The sequence below is a fragment of the Paenibacillus sp. MER TA 81-3 genome (genome assembly GCF_023713585.1).
In the GTDB taxonomy this organism is placed as follows: domain Bacteria; phylum Bacillota; class Bacilli; order Paenibacillales; family Paenibacillaceae; genus Paenibacillus_B; species Paenibacillus_B profundus.
In genome coordinates this window covers 258956-282662 of sequence record NZ_JAMAWB010000006.1, presented here as the reverse complement: position 1 = coordinate 282662, position 23707 = coordinate 258956, and the positions used below count along the sequence as shown (strand labels likewise).

Here is a 23707-nt window from a genome sequence, read left to right as displayed (position 1 = left end):
GTACAATAGGAGTGTTGTATGTAAATATGAACACCTACTCAAACCCGTAGTATTAAAGGGAGGAAGAACCGATGGCCAGGTCTGATGACCGCAGCTGGACATGGATGCTCATTCGGGGCGCCAATCGACCAGCGATTCAATATAGACTGCCTAAGGCTATAGTTATGCTTGTCACCTTTGTTATCATTCTTATTTTTCTGACTCTGCTTATATCGTTCGTTATTCAGCGAGCTACCATTCATTACACCCTCACACAAGTTGAACAGCTTCAGTCTGATCTCACGCAAAAGGAACGCCAGCTTGCCGAAATGAACCGGCAATTATCCGTCATCACTGCCTCCTCCAATCAAATGAAGGAACGGATGGACAAAGTGGCACAGTGGGAACGCCAACTGCGGTCCTATCTTCATGTATCGAGCAAGACGGACACACCATCGACACAGAAGTCACCTCCGCCAGCATCCAATGAGCGGCCTTTTGCACAGCTTCCTGGCTTAATGCCTGTGGGCGGTGAATTTATTGAGTCAGTCTTGCCTCCGCAGCGACTATCATCTACTTCAGGGCGGACGCAGTCCTTGCTTGCCGAACATCCCGCATTAGCGATGTGGTATGACTCACACAGGCAGCTGGAGCAAATGGAGCGAACTTGGAAGGAGTGGGATACACAGATTCCACTCTTGCTTGAACAGGCAGATTCTTTTAAGAAGAAGCTGGATGCTACGCCAACTCTATGGCCTACAGAGAGCACACGCATCACATCAGTATTCGGAGACCGAGACGATCCATTCCACCGCAGCAATGCGTTTCACGCAGGCTTGGATATTGGCGGAAACACCGGCGACAGCATCTATGCCGCCGCCGAAGGTGAAGTAATCGAATCGGATGTTGATGAGCTGAAAGGCAACTTTATTATTATTAAGCATCAAAGCGGGCTCTCCACCCGATATTTGCATATGAACAAACGCGTGGCCCAAAGAGGAGATAAGGTAATAAAAGGACAAATTATCGGAGAAGTAGGTTCCACCGGCAGGAGCACCGGGCCTCACTTGCATTTCGAAATCCGTCAAAGCGATCAAGCTATCGATCCGGAGGGCTACATTAGCCCGCCGTGATCACCTAACAACGTTATTATAAGAAAGAGGGGACTAGGTATGTTTTCCAAAGCATCGAATGCTAAAAAGCCGCCAGGTACCGATACGTTAATTGGGCAGGCGACGAAGCTGGAAGGACAATTGGATTGCGATACTGATTTGCGTATAGAAGGCACCGTCAAAGGAGACGTCACTTGCAGCCGCGATGTCACAATTGGGGAAACCGGCATCGTAGAATCTAATATGCGGGCCGCTAACGTCATCATTGCAGGCACGTTGAACGGAGATGTTGACGTGACGGGAACGCTTATCATCGAACAAACCGGTCGACTGACCGGCAATACAAGCTGCAGCGCTTTTATCATTAAAGAAGGCGGGCATTTCAACGGGACGAGCCGCATGTCAGTCGAAGCCCATGACAAGCAATCAGCCAAGCACGGCAAAGCGGCAAAGCAGCGTGCCGCCGAGGCAGCGATGGAATCCTAATTACATAGAGGTTTTTGAACACGCATATTAGTCACAAAAAAACACACGAACGGTTGCTCGTAACGTTCGTGTGTTTTACGTATATATCTGTTAATGCTTGCGGCCCGGAATCTTGCCGGTGCGTTCATATTCAGTCACGATATAATCGATTTCTTTCTTTAATTCGGAGACAAGCTCCTGCTCAGGCACTTTGCGAATCATTTCTCCGTAACGGAATAGCAGTCCCTCTCCGCGGGCACCGGCAATGCCGATATCTGCCTCACGGGCTTCTCCTGGTCCATTGACGGCACAGCCGAGCACCGATACTTTAATCGGCACTTTCAGCTTCGAGATGTACTCTTCCACCTCGTTCGCAATCGAGAACAGGTCAATATCCAGCCGACCGCAAGTCGGACAAGATACAAGCGTTGCCGCATTCGTAATTAAGCCGAACGACTTCAACAGCTCGCGTGCCACCTTCACCTCTTCGACGGGGTCAGCACTTATGCTTACGCGAACCGTCGAACCAATCCCCATCGCCAAAAGCGCCCCGAGGCCGGCAGCGCTCTTCACCGTACCGGAAAACAGCGTCCCTGCTTCGGTAATACCTAAATGGAGGGGATATGGAATGACCTCGGCTGCTTTTGTATAGGCTGCTATCGCCATTGGCACATCCGATGCCTTCAGTGACACGATAATATCGTGGAAATCGAGTTCCTCCAATATTCCGATATGGAACAAGGCGCTTTCTACCATCGCTTCCGGAGTCGGGTAGCCGTATTTTTCAAGCAAATGATTCTCAAGCGAACCCGCGTTCACTCCGATACGAATCGGAATCCCGCGTTCTTTGCACGCTTTCACCACAGCTTCGACCTTCTCACGGCGTCCAATATTCCCCGGATTAATACGCACTTTGTCAATGCCGTTCTCGATCGCTTTCAGCGCCAAGCGGTAGTCAAAATGAATATCTGCGACGAGAGGTATGGAAATTTGCTCCTTAATGTCCTTAATCGCTTCCGCCGCTTCTTGATTGTTGACAGTGACGCGGACAATCTGACATCCCGCTTCTTCCAGACGATGAATCTCGGCAACGGTAGCTTGCACGTCTGCCGTCTTCGTCGTACACATACTCTGGATGATAACGTCGTTGCTTCCGCCAATCGTTACATTGCCTACTTGAACAGGTCTAGTCTGATGTCGCAAATACATGATTCACTCTCTCCCATGCCGGAAACGAACGGAAAAGCGCCGGTTAGGCGCTCTCCTCTTGCTTCTTATCCGTCGTTAGTTCCGGAATCATTCGTTCACGGACCACTTGTTCCGTTATGACACATGTCGTAATATCGTCACGCGACGGCACTTCATACATTACATCGAGCATGATGCCCTCGATGATCGCCCGCAGTCCGCGCGCACCTGTGCTTCGTTTGATGGCTTCGCGCGCGATAGCCTCCAATGCGCTCGCTTCAAATTCTAGCTTCACATTGTCCATCTCAAGCAGCTTCTGATACTGCTTCGTGAGCGCGTTCTTCGGCTCGCTCAAGATACGGACAAGCGTATGCTCATCAAGCGGCTCCAATGTAGAGATGACCGGCAAGCGGCCTACGAATTCCGGAATCAGGCCGAACTTAAGCAAGTCTTCCGGAAGCGTCATGGACAAATATTCACCCGGTTTCAGGTCCTTCTGTCCGCCATCCGCGTTAAAGCCGATAATTTTCTTCCCGACACGACGCTTAATGAGTTGTTCAAGGCCGTCAAATGCCCCGCCGCAAATAAACAAAATGTTCGTGGTGTCGATCTGAATAAATTCTTGATGCGGGTGCTTGCGTCCGCCTTGCGGTGGAACTGAAGCAACCGTACCCTCCAAAATTTTGAGAAGCGCTTGCTGCACACCTTCGCCCGACACATCGCGCGTAATGGAAGGATTCTCGGATTTGCGCGCCACTTTATCGATTTCGTCAATATAAATAATGCCGCGCTCCGCTTTTTCCACATCATAATCTGCTGCTTGAATCAGCTTGAGCAAAATGTTCTCTACGTCTTCACCGACATAGCCCGCTTCCGTCAAGGAAGTCGCATCCGCAATCGCAAACGGAACATTCAAAATCTTTGCCATCGTCTGCGCCAAGAGCGTCTTACCCGAACCTGTAGGTCCGACTAACAAAATATTACTCTTCTGCAGTTCGACGTCTTCGATCTTGTTCTGCGTATTGATACGCTTGTAGTGATTGTATACGGCTACGGACAGTGATTTCTTTGCTTGCTCCTGACCGATGACGTACTGATCCAAAATCGAGCGAATTTCCTTTGGCTTCGGTATATCCTTCAGATCGATTTCTTCCTCATGACCGAGCTCTTCCTCGACAATCTCGTTGCACAGCTCGATACATTCGTCACATATATACACGCCTGGTCCAGCCACTAATTTACGTACTTGTTCCTGAGACTTGCCGCAGAACGAGCACTTCAATTGGCCTTTCTCATCATTAAATTTAAACACTCGGTATCCCCCCTTACTTCAGCTCTGGACTACCCGGATGCAGAACGTGGTCGACGAGGCCATATGCCTTCGCATCATCCGCGCTCATGAAGTTATCACGGTCTGTGTCGCGTTCAATTTTCTCCAGCGGTTGTCCCGTGCGTTCTACATAAATTTGGTTGAGCTTCTGTCTTGTCTTAATAATCCAGTCCGCATGAATCTTAATGTCGGACGCTTGCCCCCGCACTCCACCAAGCGGTTGGTGAATCATGATCTCGCTGTTCGGCAGTGCGATGCGTTTGCCCGGCGCTCCCGCCGTCAGCAGGAGAGACCCCATGCTGGCCGCCAAGCCGACACAAATCGTGGAGACGTCAGGCTTGATGTGCTGCATCGTATCGAAGATGGCCATACCGGCCGTAACCGAACCACCTGGAGAATTAATGTACAAGTGAATATCCTTTTCCGGATCATCCGCCTGCAAGAACAACAATTGTGCAATGACGCTGTTAGCTACGTCATCATCGATTGCACTGCCTAAGAAAATGATGCGATCCTTAAGCAAGCGCGAGTAAATATCATAAGAGCGTTCGCCGCGATTTGTCTGTTCGATGACCATCGGGATTAAGTTCATGGTACCGACCTCTTTTCTTTACAAAGCTATACATTTGTATTTTATCATTTTCTGTACTCGATGTCATTTTTACACCGATTACCAATAGTGTATGTACGGCAAATGGGCCTATTCCCTTGAAGCGATGAAGATCCTAATTTGAAATGCGTACGTGTATGGTACCCTAACCAGCAGTAGTCTACTTATACATTATGTACACCCTTACTCGGGTGGTGAACCGTTATGTGTGTGAATCGTGATAGGGCTTGGCTTATGAAAAAATAAGGCACGCCTTCGAGAGTAACGTGCCTTATCCTGTTACGCCGCAGTTGATGTCTGCAGCCGATATGCGATTATTTCTTGCTGTTGTCCACGAGGAATTTAATCGTTTTGCGAAGTGCAGCTTCTTCACGCAAGTTGTCAATCGTACCATTGTTTTCCAGAATAGTACGGATTTCGTCAGCCGAACGCTGATAAGATTGCGCCATTTTCTCAAGCTCTTCTTGCAACTCTTCATCCGTAATGGACACTTTTTCTTCTTTAGCGATTTGCTCCAACACGAGGTTGTTCTTCACGCGAGTGTTTGCTTCTTTTTGCATTTGTTCGCGCAAATCAGCAATTGTCTGACCGGACAACGTCAAGAACATGTCAATGTTCATGCCTTGCATACGCAGGCGGTTGTCAAGATCCTTAACCATATGTTGAATTTCGGACTCGATCATCGCGTGTGGAATTTCCACTTCCGCGTTTTCAGCCGCTTTTTCTACCACTGCTGCTTCGCGAGCCGATTCAGCATCGCGCTCTTTGCGATCTTGAAGCTGCTTCTTCAAATCTGCTTTGTATTCGTCCAACGTTTCGAATTCACTTACGTCTTTAGCGAACTCATCATCGAGCTTAGGCAATTGCTTACGCTTAATTTCGTGAACTTTTACTTTGAAGACAGCCGGCTTGCCAGCCAAGTTCTCTGCATGATAATGCTCAGGGAACGTTACTTCAACGTCTTTGAAGTCGCCTGTGCCAAGACCTACCAATTGCTCTTCGAATCCAGGAATGAACGAGTTCGAGCCCAGCTCCAGCGTATAGCGTTCTGCTTTACCGCCTTCAAACGCTTCACCTTCAACGAATCCTTCGAAGTCGATGACGACGCTGTCGCCTGTCGCTGCCGTATCTTCATCAACGATAACAAGCTCAGCATGACGCTCTTGCATACGCACGAGTTCAGCATTCAGCTCTTCTTCCGTAACTTCAACCTCTTGGTTCTCAACTTCGAGGCCTTTGTAATCTCCAAGCTTCACTTCAGGTTTAACCGTAACTTTTGCTTTGAATTTGAAAGACTGGCCTTTGCCAATCTGTTCAACTTCGATTTCCGGTTGGTCTACCGGGTTAACGTCTGTTTCCTTGAGTGCTTGGGAGTATGCCTCTGGAAGCATAATGTCAATAGCTTCTTGGTACAAGCTTTCCACGCCATATTTTGCTTCAAAAATCGGGCGGGGCACTCGTCCTTTACGGAAACCAGGAACGTTCGCACGCTTAGACACTTTTTTAAATGCTTGGTCCAGTGCTTCCGTTACGCGATCCGCATTGACCTCAACTTCCAAAACCCCAACGTTCTTCTCTATTTTTTCCCAGGTTGCTTTCATTTTATGCCTTCCCCTCCAAAAAAAATCACATGGCTAGAGTGTACCATAACACGTCCTGAATAACCATTATAGTATAGCCGACTATGAAAACTTTTTCAAGATGGGCGTATTTACCACTTTAGATCTAATTTTGCCGTCAATTGACTCGCACTTAATTACAGCTGCAACCGCTGCTGACTGATTACTCTCCACTGAGTGAACGTGTAAGTGACCGGAGGGCACGCTCATAGATGATTCGCAAATTATCGGTTATTCCATATATGGTCTTCACTTCGAATTCTTCCTCTTCCAAGTGCAAGAGTCGCGCCACGATGCGATGCAAAGCCGCCGCCCAAGCATCCGCCTCCAGCTCTTCGCCCTCACACAGCCTGCGATAGATTTCCGTACCGTATATGAGCTTCAAATATTGATGCCACATCTCCTGGGCAAAGTAAGCCAGCGATGGTTCACGCACCGAAGCGGCATCGTTCACTCTGTCGATCGGCGCGATGGCAGCTGACGGAAAGGATGAGAGCTCAAGCGGTGTCGCTTCGACTTCGGCTACGATAATCTCTTGCCCGCGCATGAAGCCGACTTCACCTTCAACACCTCTGCGCTTCAACGTTTGCAAGATGCTGAATTGCAATAGCGGATGAAGTTCTCGCTCCTTCAGCAGAAGCATGAGCGCATCGTCTACGCGCGCATCGTCCGCTACTGCAAGCTGCTCCAGAACCAACAGTTTGCGATCATCCATATCGCCTTCCGTAAGTGAAGTCAGCAGACGTTCCATATAATGCTCATCTACGTGTACCTTCTCTTGAAATTGACGCCGAAGCATATCCTGTTCCGTCTCGTCTTCGGCAGATGTTGTCTCACCGGTATGGACGGCTCCGAATTGCCAACCTTCTTCTGGTCGTTCTGCTTCCGGAAACGCCGAAGTCAACCATTGCAGCAAAGCGTGCCATTCTGCGCGAATCTGGGAATCCTCCCCGTCGCACTGCAGCAAAAAGCGGAGCAAAGAAATCGCTTCTCCGTAACGTTCAGTTTCCAACATTCGGGTCAATTCAATTTGGTAGAAGTCATGCGTCTTCGGAAATAGAACGACTTTATTTTTTGTCGATGGGGAATGTTCTTCCGGCATACGAGCACCTTCTTTCTATAACAAGCCAACTGCTTTGAACTCAGACGTATTCTTCTATAATATATCCTATGTATTTGCAACAAACCGTTACGTGGGTGCGGTTACGATTGCATTATAACATACCGTGCTCCCTCCTGTTCAACGGCCCTCCATCGCATCGGTTTGATACGAATGAGAAGTGTGGTGCAATGCGGATTGTGAAGGGTGTAAAAAAATATTAATGTTATTTTTGAATTTCCCTATTGCATGAAGCGGATTCTTTTGATAAAATCATTAATGTTCTAATTTTTCTTCTTTACCTGTCCCAGTAGCTCAGCTGGATAGAGCAACGGCCTTCTAAGCCGTCGGTCGGGGGTTCGAATCCCTCCTGGGACGCCAATTGAGAATACATAATGCCGCCTATGCAGGCGGCTTTTTTGTGTCCAATAACTGCTGAGGCATAAGCACAGAGCGAAAGTGTGCTAAAATACGCCTCGCCCGCCTTCACCCGTCGATGATGAATCCGATGACTTCACCGTGCGGGCAACCGCAGGTATTAATCTGTTCAGCCCGTTATAAATATAATAATACATTTGGTCTTGATACACGCTAAGGCCACTGGTTATTTCCAGTAATAGGTTGCCGAATAATCTGATATACTGTACGTACTGCACATATCGTCGAAAGGAGACTAACATGTCGACTCGATATATATTGTCTTCGCTGAGCTATTTCAGCATTTTCTTCGCAGGGTTTATTTTGCCGCTTGTGATATGGCTCGTGGCGAGTGACCCATACATTAAACATCATGCCGGTCGCGCATTATTTTCCCATATTATTCCTTATGCATTTATCGTTCTGGCAATCATCAGCTTGATTACAGCCCAGTTTTTGTTAAGTATCGGCTTCGTCATTATTATGGGTGTCGCGTCCCTGTTCATCTTCATCTGGAACGTCATTATGGGCGTGCGCGTGTTGCGTGAAGGCGGAGCGTTCTAATGTGGCTGCGAGACGACTGATTCGAAGGCCCCTGCCCTTCACTGGCAGGGGCCTTCGCGTGCTGCTAGGATGCGCATTAGCATCCGACCCCGCTATTTGTTTATGAATTCCCACGGGTTCTTCTCCGCAGGATGCTTATGATTGCCGGCAAGCACCGCATTGGCATGCTTCTTCTGATGAACGTACTTGTTGCCTTTGTTCTGCTTGAATTGTTCTGTCATTTGTATTCACCCCCTTTCCCAAGGAGTGCTGGAATGTCAAATGTGCCGCATTAATCCATCTGGAACAAATCATCGACCGCATAACGGACTTCAGTCGAACCTAGAACAGCATCCAAAAAATGTGACTTGGCATTAAAATTCACTCCATAATCACTTGTTACAAAGGTCTCCGCCGCAACCTCTTCAAACGCATTATGCATATTATTGTCATACCAATCGTTAGCCAAGCTCGCATCATTGTGCACGACACGCACCAATTCGTAACCACCGTTACGGACGGGGGCAATATATGCAAGCAGTGGAATTTCTTTATCATCAGCCGGAATGATGCCGACCTCAGCGCATAATCGCCCGTCAATCTCCACAGGCCGCCGGAACTTGGTTGCTTTGATCTCAATCATGTTTGCTCTCCTCCGATTACAGAATGCCTATCCCGATGCTATGATTGCTGATCGAACATCTGCTCCACGAACCGCTTCGTATCTGCGGCACCAAGCTTATGGATGTACATATATACTGCATGCAATCTTTGCTGATAGGGAATGTTTATTTTTTCATTTGTTTGAATAGTGACCAGCATGAAACAGTCACGAAACGCATCGGTCTCCGCATCCCCCAAATCATCAATCAGCGCCTGCAAATGCTCACGTTCCGCTCCAGTCGCCTCAATAACGAATTCATAGCTCCCGGACGAAGGATCCGTAACGACCGTGCGTCGTTGAACGGACACGTAGTAAGGTTGGCGTTCCATTGCACACCTCCTTTTTTGTACCGCGCAGGCAATGGCGTTCATCAAAAACAACATGAATGCCTTCATCATTTCCAGCAGCATCACAGCGTATGCTAGGCGCGGTCGCTCTTCAGTGATATGACTCCAGAAGGAGTTTTTCTTATCATCTCCCGATGGACATACATCTTATGCTGTTTTTCGCATACCCATGGTATTATCTCAATCTTCCAGCTGCCCGGTTTATTCGGTCTTCCGGGGGACAGATTGATGCGGAGAGGATGAACGTAACATGTGTGGAATAACAGGTTGGATTGACTGGCACCGGGACTTGACGCAATGCTCCGGCATTTTAGAGCAAATGACCGAAACATTATCAGCGCGCGGCCCAGATGCCAAAGGAACGTGGATCTCCGGACCCTGTGCACTAGGGCATCGGAGGTTGTCTGTCATTGACCCGGTAAACGGCGCACAACCGATGATTCGGCAAACAGAACGCGGCGCCTACGCCATCGCCTATAACGGTGAATTGTACAATACAAAGGAATTGAGATCCGATCTGCAAAACCGCGGACATCAATTTCTCACACAATGTGATACCGAAGTGCTGCTTATCGCTTATCTAGAGTGGAAGGATGCTTGTGTAGAGCGGCTGAACGGTATTTTTGCGTTTGCGATCTGGGATGAAGCGGAGCAACGGCTGTTCATGGCACGTGATCGGCTAGGGGTTAAACCGTTGTTCTATGCCCGTGGCGAAGGATGGTTCGTATTCGGTTCGGAGCCAAAGGCGCTCCTTGCCCACCCCGATATTGAGCCAATCATTGGTCTGGAAGGCATGGCGGAGATTTGGATGGTTGGCCCGGCGCGCACACCGGGACATGGAGTTTACGATGCTCTGTCTGAGCTTCGCCCTGGACATACACTTCGCTACGATTATAATGGTCTCGCCATAAGCACATATTGGAAACTGGAAAGCATTCCACACGAAGAAAATGCCGAAGAGACTGCCTCGCATGTACGCATGCTGCTGGAGGATACGGTCGAGCGTCAGCTTGTATCTGATGTGCCTGTGTGTACTTTGCTGTCAGGAGGATTAGACTCTAGCGCCTTAACCGCTTTAACCGTGCGCCATTACGAGCGGCATAGATTGGGCCAAGTGCATACGTACTCCGTTGACTACGTCGATAACGATAAGTACTTTCAAGCGCATGCTTTCCAGCCGAATGCAGATGAGCCTTGGATTCGACGCATGGTTGAGGAGCTTGGCACAGAGCACCACTGGATAAAATTCGATACTCCTGAGCTGGTCGCTTCCTTGGAAGAGGCGGTGCGTGTCCGGGATTTGCCTGGCATGACAGATGTTGATGGATCTCTGCTGCGGTTCTGCCGTGAAATTAAACAAGAAGCCACCGTCGCACTCTCTGGGGAAGCTGCAGATGAGGTGTTCGGCGGCTATCCTTGGTTCCACCGGGAAGAGGCGCTTAGTGCCAACACCTTTCCCTGGGCGCTCGCAACCCCGCTCCGGGCGAGCCTGCTCAAGCCTGAAGTGGCAGAGCACATTCATGCTGAGGAATACGTGGCGGACCGCTACGCGCAAGCGGTAGGCGAAGTTCCTGCCTTACCGGGAGAAGACGCTCAATCGGCTCGCATGCGGGTGATGTCGTATTTGAACATCACTCGCTTCATGCCGACTTTGCTCGATCGCAAAGACCGAATGAGCATGGGCGTCGGCTTGGAGGTGCGCGTGCCATATACCGATCACCGCCTGGTCGAATACGTCTTCAATACTCCATGGGAAATCAAGACTTATGGCGGACGAGAGAAAGGCCTGCTGCGTAAAGCGCTCGAAGGCGTACTCCCCGATGATGTTCTGTACCGTAAGAAGAGCCCCTATCCAAAGACACATAACCCGAATTACTTGAATATCGTACGCCGCAATGCATTGGATCGTCTCGATGATTCAACTTCACCGCTGCATCAATTCGTCAATGCAGAGCGTATTCGCGACATCGCTGCTTCCGAGGAAGCTAGCTCCCATCTGCCGTGGTTCGGCCAATTGATGTCTGGCCCGCAGCTGTTCGCTTATTTGCTGCAGGTCGATGTATGGCTCAGAGAATATAACATACGGGTGGCTTGGTAACGGATAACCTTCTTTTAACTCAGCAAAATGATGACAAGTCCCGTATCGGCATGACGTCCCAACGTCAGCCGGTATGGGGCTCTTCTTTAACTAGCGCAGCATGAAAAAACGCAGCCTTACGGCTGCGCTGTATGACTATGTTGTGATGTGCCATCTTATGTGACCCGCTACCCGAGCAAAGTCCTTCTTCTCGCCAGACTCAACTGATGAGCCTGACAGGCCATTAATTAGCTAGATTGGCTTGCCGCAATGGCTTGCTCCAAATCATACAAAATATCGTCAATCGATTCGGTACCGATGGATAAACGGATAATTCCGGGACCTACGCCTGCCCCAATTTGCTCTTCCTCGCTCAATTGCTGATGCGTTGTGCTTGCCGGGTGAATGATAAGCGACTTCGAGTCGCCGACATTAGCTAAGTGCGAAAATAATTTAACGTGGTTAATAATCTTCCGTCCTGCCTCGATGCCGCCTTTAATTTCAAAGGTTAAAATAGCGCCTTGGCCTTTTGGCATATATTTCTGCACCAGATCGTAGGATCGATGACTTGGCAAGCCGCAATAGCTTACTGATTGTACGGCTTCATGGCTCTCCAGGAACTGAGCGACCTTCAAGGCATTCTCGCTATGCCGCTCCATGCGCAGATGCAGCGTCTCGAGTCCTTGCAGCAGCATGAAGGCATTGAACGGAGACAATGCGGCTCCCATATCGCGCATGAGCTGCACCCGAGCCTTGATAATATAAGCGATTGGTCCGACGGCTTCCGTATAGACCAGTCCGTGATAGCTTGGATCAGGCGTCGTTAATCCAGGGAATTTGTCATTGGATGTCCAATCGAACGTTCCACCGTCTACGATAACGCCCCCGATGGAGGTGCCGTGACCGCCGATGAACTTCGTAGCGGAATGAACGACGATGTCGGCGCCGTGTTCAAGCGGGCGAAGGAGGAACGGACTCGGGAATGTATTATCGACAATGAGCGGAATGCCGTGCTCATGGGCGATCTTGGCGACGGCTTCAATATCCAACACATCGCCTCGAGGATTGCCGATAACCTCTGCGTAGAGCGCCTTGGTCTTATCTGTAATCGCTTCGCGGAAGTTCTCCGGTTCGCTCGAATCAACGAAACGCACCTTAATGCCCAGCTTATTGAGCGTGGTGGAGAAAAGATTGTGCGTTCCACCGTATAAGCTGGTGGCGGATACGATCTCGTCGCCTGCGCCGGCAATGTTCAAGATGGCGTATGTAATCGCCGCTTGTCCCGATGCCGTCGCGAGCGCGCCCGCTCCGCCTTCCAATGCAGCAACCCGTTTCTCGAACACGTCGGTAGTCGGATTCATCAAGCGTGTATAAATGTTGCCAAATTCCTTCAAAGCGAACAAATCCGCCGCATGATCGGTATCTTTAAATGCATAAGACGTTGTCTGATACAATGGAACCGCTCGTGATAAGGTTGTAGGATCCACCTCTTGGCCGGCATGAACCGCCAGCGTTTCAAATCCAAATGTCCGTGTTGCCTCACTCATAATCATCCATCCTCCTTTGCCTTGTTGGAAAATATTCTCTCACATTTTCTCGCGCTTGGGAAGGACTAAATCTGAGTAACCTTATAGAAAAAGACACCTAAACATGCATAATGCGGCTAGGTGTCTCATATAAAGCTAAATTTGCACTTTTAGCGCAGCTTCTGCTGAAGCTGTCGGATGGCATCTCCGCGGTGGCTGATGCTTTGCTTCTCTTCTGGCGACAGCTCTGCCATCGTACGGCCGAAATGAGGCAAGTAGAACAGCGGATCGTAGCCAAAGCCGTTCCTGCCGCGCGCTTCACCGATAATATAACCATCGGCCGTTCCCTGTACTTCCAAAGCTTGACATGAAGCCGGATCATACAGCGCCAGCACGCATACAAATTGTGCCTCGCTCAATACCTGAGCTCCCGCATCGAGCGACAAACCTGCTCCCATGTCCTTCGGTGGCAGCTTCGCCAGTTCTGCCAGAAGCTTCGCATTGTTAGACTGGTCGTTGCCGTGCTCGCCTGCATAGCGCGCGGAATAGACGCCCGGCGCCCCGTCAAGGCGTGCTACGCACAGCCCAGAATCATCGGCCAGCACCGGAAGCGCTACAATTTCCGCCATCGTCTTCGCCTTCTTCAACGCATTCTCTGCAAAGGTCTTGCCGTCTTCTTCGATATCCGGAATATGCGGAAAATCCGCCATGCTCAATACTTGCTTGCCCAAAGGGGAGAAGGCAAGCTGAAATTCCTTCAGCTTGCCTTGGTTCTGTGTCGCAATAATAATCGTATTACTTGCGATTTCCATGTCCGCCAGCCCCCCCTGTCGCAGTCATTGCCTGCACGGCAATTTTATCCGCGATAGGTCCGAGCGCTTCCTTCTGCAGCTCCACGATATTCATAATCCCCTTCTCTGCGCTCGCGAGGAGCTCGTTCAATTCCTCGCGCGAGAACGGACTGTCTTCGCCTGTTCCTTGAACTTCGACGAATTTTCCGTTCCCGGTCATGACTACGTTCATATCTACTTTGGCTGTAGAGTCCTCATTATAGTTTAAGTCAAGCAGCGTTTCACCTTGAATAACCCCGACGCTGACGGAAGCCAAAAAGTCGGTGATCGGGAACTTCGGCAGCGAATGCTGAACTGCAATCTTGTTGATGGCCATGGCCATCGCGACAAACGCACCCGTAATCGAAGTCGTGCGCGTTCCCCCATCCGCCTGCAAAACATCACAATCGAGCGTAATCGTCCGTTCGCCGAGCGCATGCAGATCTACCACAGAACGCAGCGCGCGTCCTATTAGGCGCTGAATTTCCATCGTTCTACCATTGACTTTGCCGCGTGCCGATTCGCGCTGATTGCGAACTTGCGTCGCGCGCGGAAGCATCGAGTATTCCGCCGTTATCCACCCTTTGCCTTGACCTTTCATAAACGGGGGAACTTTCTCATCGACCGAAGCCGTACACATAACGACCGTGTCGCCTACTTCGATCATTACGGATCCTTCCGCATATTTATTCGTGTTCGTCCGAATCGTAATTGGGCGGAGGTCATCCGCCTTTCGTCCGTTGCTTCTCATGTAAGTGCCTCCTACAATTCCACTGTCATCCGTAAAGTAACATCCCCTATTCTACCAAAGACCTTGGCGAAAATCATCAACCTTTCCAAGCCAAGTTTACAACAGGACGTGCCACCGGCTCAGAATAGTCTTTCTTATCCGTACCTTGAATATCCGCTATGCCGTTCATTTTGACCTGCACCTTGGCGATGCCTTTCTGTTCTGTCATGGACAGCACGACGGCTTTTACCAGCTCCGCGGGAATCGGATCACCCTCTGCAAACATGCTGTCTGCCAAGTCCACCGTCAACGTATCGCCTGAACGGACAATTTCGTTAATTTTCGTTTCCTTCGTAATAGTCATGGCCATCGCCTTTTTATCGAGCGGACCTTCAATCATTTGCTCCAGCGCTGCCTGAATAGGATCGTCAGAAGGCTCGATCAGGCGCGTAACCGGAACAAAATATGATTTTCCGTCCTCACTGTAGCTCGAGAAATAGAGCGTGACCGGCATCGAATGCAAATAGTTCACCGTGTCCGGCTTCTCTACGTTAATCCCGAACTGACGGTTAAGCGGCACATCGAGCGGCATGCCATCCACGGGCATTTCATTCAATTTCTGCGAATCCATCCACAGCTGAACATTCTCGATATCTGGCAAAGAGGTCAGCGTCCACGTGATCGACTCCAATATTTTACGCTCCTGTGCCGGTTCATAGCTTGCAAACTGCTTCGACAGCTCGACAATAGCGAGCTTCTGATCCGGCTTGAGCGTCAAGTTCGTTACGGTTGTCCCTTTGGGGAGCGTCGCTGTAAATCCAGAAGGCAGCTTATCCTTATGCATGCCTCCCTCCACAAGCAATTCCATGGACGCTTGCGCCAGCGATTTCGTATTGTCCGCATCCCATTGGTACGAGATTGGAGCCAAATAACCGTGACGGTCCTGTACGAACACCGTCATGTTGGCATTCAATTGCGCTTCATCCTGCAGAGACGGGCTTGTCCCGAGCAAGCTGGTCTTTGCTTCCGTCGAGGCCAACATTTGCGCCTCCACATCAGCTGGCGGCTGATCTATCGCTCCGTCGCTTCCTCCACAAGCGCTAAGCAAAAAAGGCAGTGTCAGCACGACCGCGAGCGCCCCTTGTCGTAATCCTCGTGTCCGCATCATATGCGAAACACCTCCTTAATGACGATTTCGTCAGGGGTGACTATGATGCGTTCCCCTCCCGTTTGTCCTATGTATACGAGATGGCTGTCCAAAACATGACGATTTTAGGGATTTTAGAGAGGTTGTCCAAAAAGTCACCTTTTTGAACACGCTCTTCAAGGAAATTGTTTCCTCCTCTTTTAAGTAGAGGATGAAGGTATTGGGTGTATCTTTGTCGTATACATAAGAGTACCCATCTGAAGAAATAATATGGAAGTGAAAGAAAAAGAGGTGATTGCCATGACTCAACCGATCGAACCAATGGCTCGAGAAGCGACTAAACCGTACAGCTTGGATAGTGAAAAAGTGCAAAACGCTACGCGCGAATGGCTGCTTAAACGGGGCGTGACTGTTGATAAAATCGCGGAACTCGTTATGTTTCTGCAACAGCAGTATTTTCCGGAACTGACAATGGAGTATTGTATATACAATATAGAGCAGGTGCTGGAGAAGCGTGAAGTTCAGAACGCTGTATTGACGGGTATCCAGCTCGATATTATGGCTGAAGAAGGCAAGCTGTTTCCCGCCCTTCAGGAAATGGTTGAGAATGACGAAGGCTTATACGGCGTAGATGAAGTGCTGGCGTTCTCGATTGTCAATGTATACGGAAGCATCGGATTTACGAACTTCGGCTATGTGGATAAAGTAAAGCCGGGCATTCTGGAGAAGCTGAACGACAAACGCGACGGTGAAATTCACACGTTCCTCGATGATATCGTCGGTGCCATCGCGGCTGCGGCCAGCAGCAGAATCGCCCACAGGAAGCAGGCCGAACGCGAAGAGGAAATGGGGCAATTGCGGCAAAATGAATAGGCACGATAAATAGAGCTGATGAAAACCGGTTGCGGTGATCATCAGCTTTTTTTGTGCGGATGCCTAACAATACGCAATTTCAATCCACCTTTCAGATTTTGTATAGATGGATCATTTAATATACCGTAGGAAAGCGCCTTGGGATACGGGTGAAACCAATCGTTTTCATGGACAAGAAGCGAAAGCCATGATGCAGGCGCGACTTGTCCCTATTTCAAGGAGGTGTGCTGCAATTATTGGCCTTAGTTTCGAGATTCAGCGCGTTACCAAGTTCAGAAATGAAAATCGAGGAAAGGAGGAACCATCCGTATGAAGAGAATCAAGAAGTTTCAGGCCATTGTATGGGCGTTAGTGCTTATATTGAATGTCGTGCTGTCCCCTGCAGCGGCACATGCCAATGATGCATCAGGCGATGGCAGCATCATCAGGTTGAGCGTGAACGAACAAGAGGTGCTGACTGGAAAGACGTTTACTTATACGATCGATTACAGTCTTTCCAGTACAACGGGAGATTTCTCGAGTGCTGTTATCGAACTCCCCCTGCCCGAAGGTGTCGAACTCGTTAATGATGATGGGAAAGGCATTAAAGGCGACGAATTCGCACTAGGAGAGTATGACGATCAGGAGCGCAAGGTCACGTTTACCTTTAAAGCTGACACAGCGTCCGGCAAGACAGGAACATTGCAGGTCAACGCTCGTTTCCCTAACTATACAATGCCTAACGGGACGACTGCTTCAACAAATGTCGCTTTTAAACGCAGCCCTGACAGCACGCCTGTCGAGTTCAATACCGCTGCCGTCACGGCAGTCGCTTCCGCAGAATGGGCGCTCGTAAAGGAGCGGGTCGTTCCCGTTGAGGGAATTCAACCTCGGCCCGGAACTAATGTCACCTATCAAATAACGCTCAAAGATATAAAGGGAAAAAACAATTCAGAAAAATACGGAAATCTTAACGTAAGCCATGTGACCATTACCGACATTTTGCCGGACGCAGCTGCGTTCATTAAGGCTGAACCTGCGCCATCTTCCCAGAAGGGTCAAACACTGACATGGGACATCGACGCCGATAAGCTGAACAACAAACCAAAAGATCGTTCCGCAACTATTCTCGTCACCGTGTCTTATCCAGAAAATGTGCTTGAACTTGTTGAAGACGACCCGCCAGTCGAAATAATTGATGAACATGGCAAAGTCGTATATAAAGGTTCCGGGGTAACAAATAAAGCTGCGGCTTCTTTGCAGCCATTGGGCGAAAATCCGCTTGATAATCTCAAAGCTGAGGCTAAACACGGATTTATAAAAGAACCTAATGGCGGCATGTGGATCTACAAACAGATCTGGGACGGCGCGGAAAAAGAACTATCAGAAGGACAGGGAGTCACCTATTCGATCGGAGGTCTCAGCAACTCGGCCAACGTGCCGTTGGACAATGTGAAGATAACCGACATGACACCCATGGGCATGACCTTGGAGTTTATCGATCTCCCTAGATTTGCCGGAGAGCAGCTTGGCTCATACAGCTTGGAATATACGACAAATCCTGAACCCGATGAAGGAGATTGGAAAATTTGGAGAAGCGCCCTATCCTTCCTTTCTGAGTATAGAGTAGACGCCAAAGATCTCCCTTCGGTAAAGCCTGAGGAAATTAAAGGTATTCGGCTCGTATTCGGCAATGTTCCGCTTCATTTCCAGCAACAAAATGCACTGCAATTGCGTTATACGTTCACGTCTTACAAGGACGTGGAACAAGACGGGTACAAATATGGAAGTTTCCCGCTCTTAAATCAAAAATTTCCCGACAACAAATATGGATATTTAGACGAGGAAAATGGTCTGCCATCCGATGAAGAGGCTCGTTTCCACAACAAGCAATGGAAGCAGATCATTAACTATGCCAAGTTGGAATACGGATATGGTACGGAACGGAAAGAGCATTGGGATGCAATCAAGGCTCTCGCCGTTGCCGAACGTCCGTTCATTCAAGTGGAGAAATATGCTAATGGCTCCTCATTCAAGCCAGGCGACAAAGTCACGTATACACTCAAAGTGACGAATAAAAGCCCGAACGGCGTACCTTTTAAAGATCCGATCGTATCTGACTTGCTGCCGCGAGAGCTGGAGTATGTAGAAAGTTCTTGGAAGTTGGATATGGAAAAAAGCGCTGTGCCAACTCCAGATTTCAAACGAGAAGATCTCAACAGCCAAGGAAGCAAGCTCATTTGGACGTGGGGTCCAGACACCTTTACTCTGGAGCCGAACAAGACGCTCATCATTACATTCGACGCCAATGTGAGCACAGGCGTAACGACAGGCGCGATCGATAATGAAGTGGAAGTTACATCGGCAACGCAAACTTATGTGAACAGCTTCCCTAAAAACTTTGACAACCAAAAGTTCAAAGATGGCAAATGGTACGTCTATAGCAATGTAACAATCAACGTTAATTCGGCTACCAATCTTGAAGCGGTGAAGTATGTGCAAGGCGATCTGGACAACGGACAATGGTCCAAATATCCGGCTATAGGAACCGTCTCATCCGGTGGCAAAATCAACTACAAGCTGGAAGTAAAAAACTCCGGTACTGTTGACGTAAAAAAGGTAACGATCGTTGATGTTCTTCCGCGTAAAGGCGATATCGGCGTAATTGACAGATCACCGCGTGACAGCAAGTGGAGCCCTATTTTAACAGAGGCGATTAAGTACGAGAATGTGGACGTCTACTACAGTACAAGTAACAATGTATCCATGACGACGGGCTCGTGGAGCACCGAACCGCCGCAAGATCTGACGACGGTAAAAGCTCTGAAATTCGTGTTTGCGCAGCAAACTGCTTTAAAACCTGGGGAAACGAAAGTGCTGGAATGGACGATGCGGTCGCCTGTTGGGGCACCGGTCGGAGATGAGGAGATCGCATGGAATTCTTTCGGCTTTACGGCTTCACGGACCGACACAAATACCGACCTGTTGCCAGCCGAACCGCTCAAGGTAGGAATTAAAATCAAGAATAGTCCGAAGGCTGAGATCGGCAATTATGTTTGGTTTGACAAAGACGGCACCGGAATTCAGACGAATGATTCCCATTTAGGCGTCAACGGCGTCAAAGTAGAATTATATGACGCCGTCAGTAAGGAACTTCTGGAAGCCACGTTGACAGGTGACGATCATAAAGGGAACCCAGGCTACTATCTGTTTACAGGACTAGATAAAGGTAAATATTTCGTTAAATTCCATCTTCCAGAAGAGTATACGGGGTTCACTAAACAAGGTGCAGGCGATGACAGGAACCTTGATTCCGACGCCAAGCCAGAAGGCACGACGGACATCATTGAGCTCAATAGAGGCGATAAACGCCATGACATCGATGCCGGATTAGTAAAGAGAAAACTCCCGCCTAACCCTGAACCGAAAAAGGGAGCAATCGGAAAATATGTCTGGTTTGATACGAACGGCAATGGAATTCAGGACGATGGGGATACTGGCATCAACGGTGTTACCGTGGAGTTGTACAACAATGAAGGCAACAAGAAGCTCACTTCCACAGTGACCCGCTCCGTATACTACAGTACAGTCACGAATTCGGTGTATGATCCTACAGTAACGGGTTCTGTGTATGATCCGACTGTGACAGACTATGTATACAGACCAGGATATTATCTCTTCGACAATTTGGATGCAGGCGATTATAAGGTCAAATTCATTGCACCGGACAGTTATACCTTCACTTTGAAAGGCGAAGGCAAAGATCGGGTACGCGATTCCAATGCTGATGCCAACGGTTGGACAGATGTCATAGCTCTTGCACAAGGTGAGCATAACATGACAATCGATGCGGGACTGGTTCGCGACCCGGTAGACCCTGTAGATCCGGTAGATCCAGTTGAACCTAATAAAGGTTCCATCGGTAATTACGTCTGGTTCGATACGAACCGCAATGGGATTCAGGACGACGAGGATACTGGCATGAACGGCATTACCATACAACTGTACGATACTAACGGCACATGGTTAAGATCAACGGTGACAGAAACGGTATATAAAGACACAGTTACCGGCGCAGTGTACGAATCAGGCAAACCTGGATACTATCTCTTCGATAACTTGGATGCAGGCGTGTATAAACTTAGATTCATTGCACCGGGCGGTTACAACTTCACTGTGAAAGGCGCGGGCAACGATAGAGCGCTTGATTCCGACGCTTATATGGACGGGTGGACTGATGTCGTCACTCTCGCCCAAGGTGAGCATAACATGACAATCGATGCGGGACTCGTTCGCAAACCGTCGGAACCAGGCCCAGATCCCGATCCTGATCGGTCAGGCGGGTCAGATAGTTCAGGCAATTCCGGAGGAGGTTCATCTTCAACGAATCCAACGACGGAGCCTGATAGACCGTCTGAGCCATCTAATCCGGATTCAGAACGAGATGAACCTTCCGATGTCAATTATCCAGGAGACAACACTGAAGGAGAACAAGATGAAAATAACGATGACGCTAATGATACCGAGATAGATGGCGATACCGACTCCAAGCCAATAACGGATGAACAGCCAAAATCCAAACCAAAAAATATGGATACGCTGCCTCAAACAGGCGAAGAATCCCCTGTTACACCTGTCATCGGTGTCATCTTATGCACGTTAGCTCTCGTCGCATGGTTAGCACGAAAAAAATTGTTCGCGCAAAGCTAACCAAATAGCCGTCAAGGAAAGATGCCTCACGGCTTGTAACTGCCCAAAATAGTATGTACAACCTTTTCTGATTCATATATAGTGTAAATAGTTACATTGATATTCGAAATGGATAACGGCAAACTCTAGCGAAAGCAGAGGACGCAAAGCCACGGGTCTAATGCATGTGTATACATGCGATGACAGCCGGGTTGCCCTAATTGCGACATTTGTCGTCGCGCTTATTTGAGCGCCGCCGTTAGGGCGGCGCTTTTTGTCGTCGCCCTAACATACCGTTATTCATCTCATTCAAGCATAAATCTTAAAAGTGCGTGTTCAAAAAGGCCGGTTGTCAGCACCGAGAAGGTTGCAGGAACTCGAAGCGTATGCTTCCGAAGCGAGTTTTGCTCCGCAAAATTTGTAAGGAGCAGCGCAGTGTAGGCGAGACTACATGAGCAGCGGACTTTTTGAACAACCTCTAAAAGAATGGGAGATGGTATTATGTCGAAACGTGTTGTTTCAATATTAGGCACTAATAACGCTGTGGTATACAGACGACAGCATTATACACAACGAGGAAAGTGGTATGTACCCTTATTCGTCACCATTATGATTGCGGCCTTGTTCTGTTCCTCTCAATCAGCACATGCAGCCAATGAACATCCCGCGACTGCATCAAGCGGCTCATCTGACCATTATACCCAGATGATTGTGAAGTCAAGTTCGAAGAACCAAACTGATTTCATTGTGCAAGGCGTATCCATCGGCATGAGCGAACAAGCTTTGATTGATGTGTTAGGAGAACCAGCCCGCAAAGATGTAAGCGAATACGGCTTTGAATGGTTTATCTACAATCACAATTATAAGCGGTACTTGCAAGTCGGCGTAAATAACAGCAAAGTAGTAGCTCTCTACACGAACGCCCAAGATTGGACATCCGCGAGCGGCATTCAATTTGGTTCGACGAAATCAGAGGTGGAAGCTGCACTCGGCCCCGCACTCACCAAGATAAAAAAAGGGAACACCAATTATAATTACAAAGACAACGGCGGCAAGCTGAGCATTCATCGAGTTGGCGACCTGTATGCAACCGTATTTTACGATTTGAACCAGCAGGGCACGGTTACGGCGATTCAGCTTATCGCTGCGGAAACGGAATTAGCGTTTAAAGGATACTACGGTACGCCTAGTGAACGCTTGCGTGAAAGCTTTGAACGGGAAGTGTTCGATCTGACCAATGCTATCCGCGTGCGCTACGGCAAGGAACCATACGAGTGGAACGATGTTATTGCGGATACAGCACGCAAACATAGCACAGATATGAAGAGCAGAAATTTTTTCAACCATAACGACCCTGACGGAAAAACACCTTTCGATCGGATCAAAAAGGACGGCATCACTTACAAAGTGGCTGGAGAAAACATTGCAGCCGGCCAGACAAGTGCCATCTTTGTCCACGAGGACTGGATGAACTCTAGCAAGCACCGCAAAAATATAATGGGGGAATATGAACAACTGGGCGTCGGGATATCCTTCGGGGGCAAATCAAATGTATTCTACACGCAAAACTTTTATACTCCAAATCTTTGACGCCACGCTCCGGACAAGCATGTTACGGACAAGCACGCACAGCCGCCGCATGAATAAGATGTGGCGGCTTTCATTGCAGCTTTCCGCCCAACTTTAAGTGCGTAATCAAAAGGGTCACTTTTCAGCACCGAGAAGGGCCTTAATAATGAGCCGATGTGTCGGATTATCCATCGGTTCGCAAGTAATCAGCGTCAATTGCTTGTCATCCTTGTTCTGATCAAGCACGGACAAGTCTTCCGGTTCGACTATAAACTTCTTATTCACCTTGTATACATAAGTGTTGTTCGTCGTTTCGATCTTAATTTCATCGCCGGCTTCGAGTTCGTCAAGCCGATTGAAGTGCCGTCCGAATGTTTGGCTGCGGTGACTCGCTAGAACGAAGTTCCCCGTTGTGCCCGGCGTGCGATTCGGCACTACGACCCCACTTCCATGCTTCAACGACTGTGCTGTGGCTCCCGCAAGCATCGGCTCCCGCAAATCGATTTTCTCAATCGAGATGGCGCCGTATAAAGGTATGCCGTCTATCATCACTTCAGGATCTGGATCCGATTCTGCAGTTCGTACATCAGATGTAGGGAGGGATGCTTTAGAGAGTAGAGGCTGTGCCAAGTTATCCGCGTAAGAGCTTTCCTTCGGAATAGCGTCCCATTCGGTCAGCAAATGCAACTCTCGCTGTTGTTCCACATACTGCACCCACTTGGGATAAAAGATTAATATTAAACCGACAAGCAGCAACGTGAGTGCAGCTACGTTCCATATTTTCATTTTGACGCGTGTGTTCATGGCAAGGATTGCACTCCTTTTCCCCATTAAAGTGCGTGATCACAAGTGGACTTTTTGAACAAACTCTTAAAGTATGATCTTATTATGTTTACGCAATTGGCGCTATTCTG

Annotated in this window: 20 protein-coding genes, 1 tRNA gene and 1 riboswitch; of the genes, 8 read left to right on the top strand and 13 right to left on the bottom strand. The window is 48.9% G+C overall.

Annotated elements, in window-relative coordinates; all coding sequences use genetic code 11:
- Window positions 1-71 precede the first annotated feature (71 nt).
- Entirely contained in the window at window positions 72-1112 is a 1041-nt protein-coding gene (locus tag M3650_RS31935) for a M23 family metallopeptidase (protein ID WP_019422397.1), read from the top strand.
- Window positions 1113-1151: 39 nt separating this feature from the next.
- The gene (locus M3650_RS10840; RefSeq protein WP_233697006.1) at window positions 1152-1577 is read left to right on the top strand and encodes a bactofilin family protein; all 426 of its coding nucleotides are present in this window, start codon (window positions 1152-1154) and stop codon (window positions 1575-1577) included.
- Window positions 1578-1667: 90 nt separating this feature from the next.
- Here M3650_RS10840 and ispG read toward each other — a convergent pair whose 3' ends face one another.
- The 5 genes from ispG to M3650_RS10815 form a co-directional block, all read right to left on the bottom strand.
- Window positions 1668-2765, bottom strand: coding sequence for a flavodoxin-dependent (E)-4-hydroxy-3-methylbut-2-enyl-diphosphate synthase (gene ispG, locus M3650_RS10835; RefSeq protein ID WP_019422399.1), 1098 nt, complete (start codon window positions 2763-2765; stop codon window positions 1668-1670).
- 43 nt (window positions 2766-2808) lie between these two features.
- Window positions 2809-4056: an ATP-dependent protease ATP-binding subunit ClpX gene (gene clpX / locus M3650_RS10830; RefSeq protein WP_019422400.1), complete on the bottom strand. Its 1248-nt coding sequence runs from the start codon at window positions 4054-4056 to the stop codon at window positions 2809-2811.
- A gap of 13 nt (window positions 4057-4069) precedes the next feature.
- Window positions 4070-4666: an ATP-dependent Clp endopeptidase proteolytic subunit ClpP gene (gene clpP / locus M3650_RS10825; RefSeq protein ID WP_019422401.1), complete on the bottom strand. Its 597-nt coding sequence runs from the start codon at window positions 4664-4666 to the stop codon at window positions 4070-4072.
- Window positions 4667-4998: 332 nt separating this feature from the next.
- Window positions 4999-6285 (bottom strand): trigger factor, encoded by a 1287-nt coding sequence (tig, locus tag M3650_RS10820; RefSeq protein WP_233697005.1) that lies wholly within the window; start codon window positions 6283-6285, stop codon window positions 4999-5001.
- Window positions 6286-6466: 181 nt separating this feature from the next.
- Window positions 6467-7405: a hypothetical protein gene (locus M3650_RS10815; protein WP_251574620.1), complete on the bottom strand. Its 939-nt coding sequence runs from the start codon at window positions 7403-7405 to the stop codon at window positions 6467-6469.
- 301 nt (window positions 7406-7706) lie between these two features.
- Between M3650_RS10815 and M3650_RS10810 the strand changes: the two genes are divergently transcribed.
- Window positions 7707-7783, top strand: a tRNA-Arg gene (locus M3650_RS10810).
- Between the two features lie 297 nt (window positions 7784-8080).
- Complete coding sequence (locus tag M3650_RS10805; protein WP_251574619.1) at window positions 8081-8383, top strand: magnetosome magnetite crystal formation protein family; 303 nt, start codon at window positions 8081-8083, stop codon at window positions 8381-8383.
- Between the two features lie 92 nt (window positions 8384-8475).
- On the opposite strand, the gene M3650_RS31930 is transcribed toward M3650_RS10805, so the two are convergent.
- The 3 genes from M3650_RS31930 to M3650_RS10795 are packed head-to-tail and all read right to left on the bottom strand — an operon-like array spanning window position 8476 to window position 9355.
- Window positions 8476-8604, bottom strand: a complete 129-nt coding sequence (locus M3650_RS31930) for a hypothetical protein (RefSeq protein WP_019422405.1) — start codon at window positions 8602-8604, stop codon at window positions 8476-8478.
- Between the two features lie 50 nt (window positions 8605-8654).
- Entirely contained in the window at window positions 8655-9005 is a 351-nt protein-coding gene (locus M3650_RS10800) for a hypothetical protein (protein WP_019422406.1), read from the bottom strand.
- Between the two features lie 38 nt (window positions 9006-9043).
- The gene (locus M3650_RS10795) at window positions 9044-9355 is read right to left on the bottom strand and encodes a hypothetical protein (protein ID WP_019422407.1); all 312 of its coding nucleotides are present in this window, start codon (window positions 9353-9355) and stop codon (window positions 9044-9046) included.
- A gap of 268 nt (window positions 9356-9623) precedes the next feature.
- On the opposite strand from M3650_RS10795, the gene asnB reads away from it, so the two are divergent.
- Window positions 9624-11471 (top strand): asparagine synthase (glutamine-hydrolyzing), encoded by a 1848-nt coding sequence (gene asnB, locus M3650_RS10790; protein WP_251574617.1) that lies wholly within the window; start codon window positions 9624-9626, stop codon window positions 11469-11471.
- A 227-nt stretch (window positions 11472-11698) separates the two neighbouring features.
- On the opposite strand, the gene M3650_RS10785 is transcribed toward asnB, so the two are convergent.
- The 4 genes from M3650_RS10785 to M3650_RS10770 all read right to left on the bottom strand — a co-directional run bounded on the left by M3650_RS10785 (window position 11699) and on the right by M3650_RS10770 (window position 15704).
- Window positions 11699-12997 carry a homocysteine synthase gene (locus M3650_RS10785; RefSeq protein WP_251574613.1) on the bottom strand — a complete coding sequence of 433 codons (1299 nt, stop codon included), beginning with the start codon at window positions 12995-12997 and terminating at the stop codon, window positions 11699-11701.
- Between the two features lie 149 nt (window positions 12998-13146).
- Window positions 13147-13788 (bottom strand): XTP/dITP diphosphatase, encoded by a 642-nt coding sequence (locus M3650_RS10780; protein WP_019422410.1) that lies wholly within the window; start codon window positions 13786-13788, stop codon window positions 13147-13149.
- The gene (rph, locus tag M3650_RS10775; protein WP_019422411.1) at window positions 13772-14557 is read right to left on the bottom strand and encodes a ribonuclease PH; all 786 of its coding nucleotides are present in this window, start codon (window positions 14555-14557) and stop codon (window positions 13772-13774) included. Before rph ends, M3650_RS10780 begins: the two co-directional genes overlap by 17 nt.
- A 76-nt stretch (window positions 14558-14633) precedes the next feature.
- On the bottom strand, window positions 14634-15704 hold the full coding sequence (locus M3650_RS10770; protein ID WP_251574611.1) for a GerMN domain-containing protein: 1071 nt from the start codon (window positions 15702-15704) through the stop codon (window positions 14634-14636).
- A gap of 279 nt (window positions 15705-15983) precedes the next feature.
- Here M3650_RS10770 and M3650_RS10765 point away from each other — a divergent pair, with 279 nt between their 5' ends.
- The 3 genes from M3650_RS10765 to M3650_RS10755 all read left to right on the top strand — a co-directional run bounded on the left by M3650_RS10765 (window position 15984) and on the right by M3650_RS10755 (window position 22814).
- Window positions 15984-16556 (top strand): phosphatidylglycerophosphatase A family protein, encoded by a 573-nt coding sequence (locus tag M3650_RS10765; RefSeq protein ID WP_251574605.1) that lies wholly within the window; start codon window positions 15984-15986, stop codon window positions 16554-16556.
- 309 nt (window positions 16557-16865) lie between these two features.
- On the top strand, window positions 16866-21245 hold the full coding sequence (locus M3650_RS10760; RefSeq protein WP_251574604.1) for an SdrD B-like domain-containing protein: 4380 nt from the start codon (window positions 16866-16868) through the stop codon (window positions 21243-21245).
- A gap of 107 nt (window positions 21246-21352) precedes the next feature.
- Window positions 21353-21444: riboswitch (cyclic di-GMP riboswitch) on the top strand.
- Between the two features lie 281 nt (window positions 21445-21725).
- Window positions 21726-22814, top strand: a complete 1089-nt coding sequence (locus M3650_RS10755) for a CAP domain-containing protein (protein WP_251574597.1) — start codon at window positions 21726-21728, stop codon at window positions 22812-22814.
- Between the two features lie 114 nt (window positions 22815-22928).
- Here the strand turns inward: M3650_RS10755 and M3650_RS10750 are convergent, their stop codons facing one another.
- Window positions 22929-23597, bottom strand: coding sequence for a class D sortase (locus M3650_RS10750; protein WP_251574595.1), 669 nt, complete (start codon window positions 23595-23597; stop codon window positions 22929-22931).
- Between the last annotated feature and the right edge of the window lie 110 nt (window positions 23598-23707).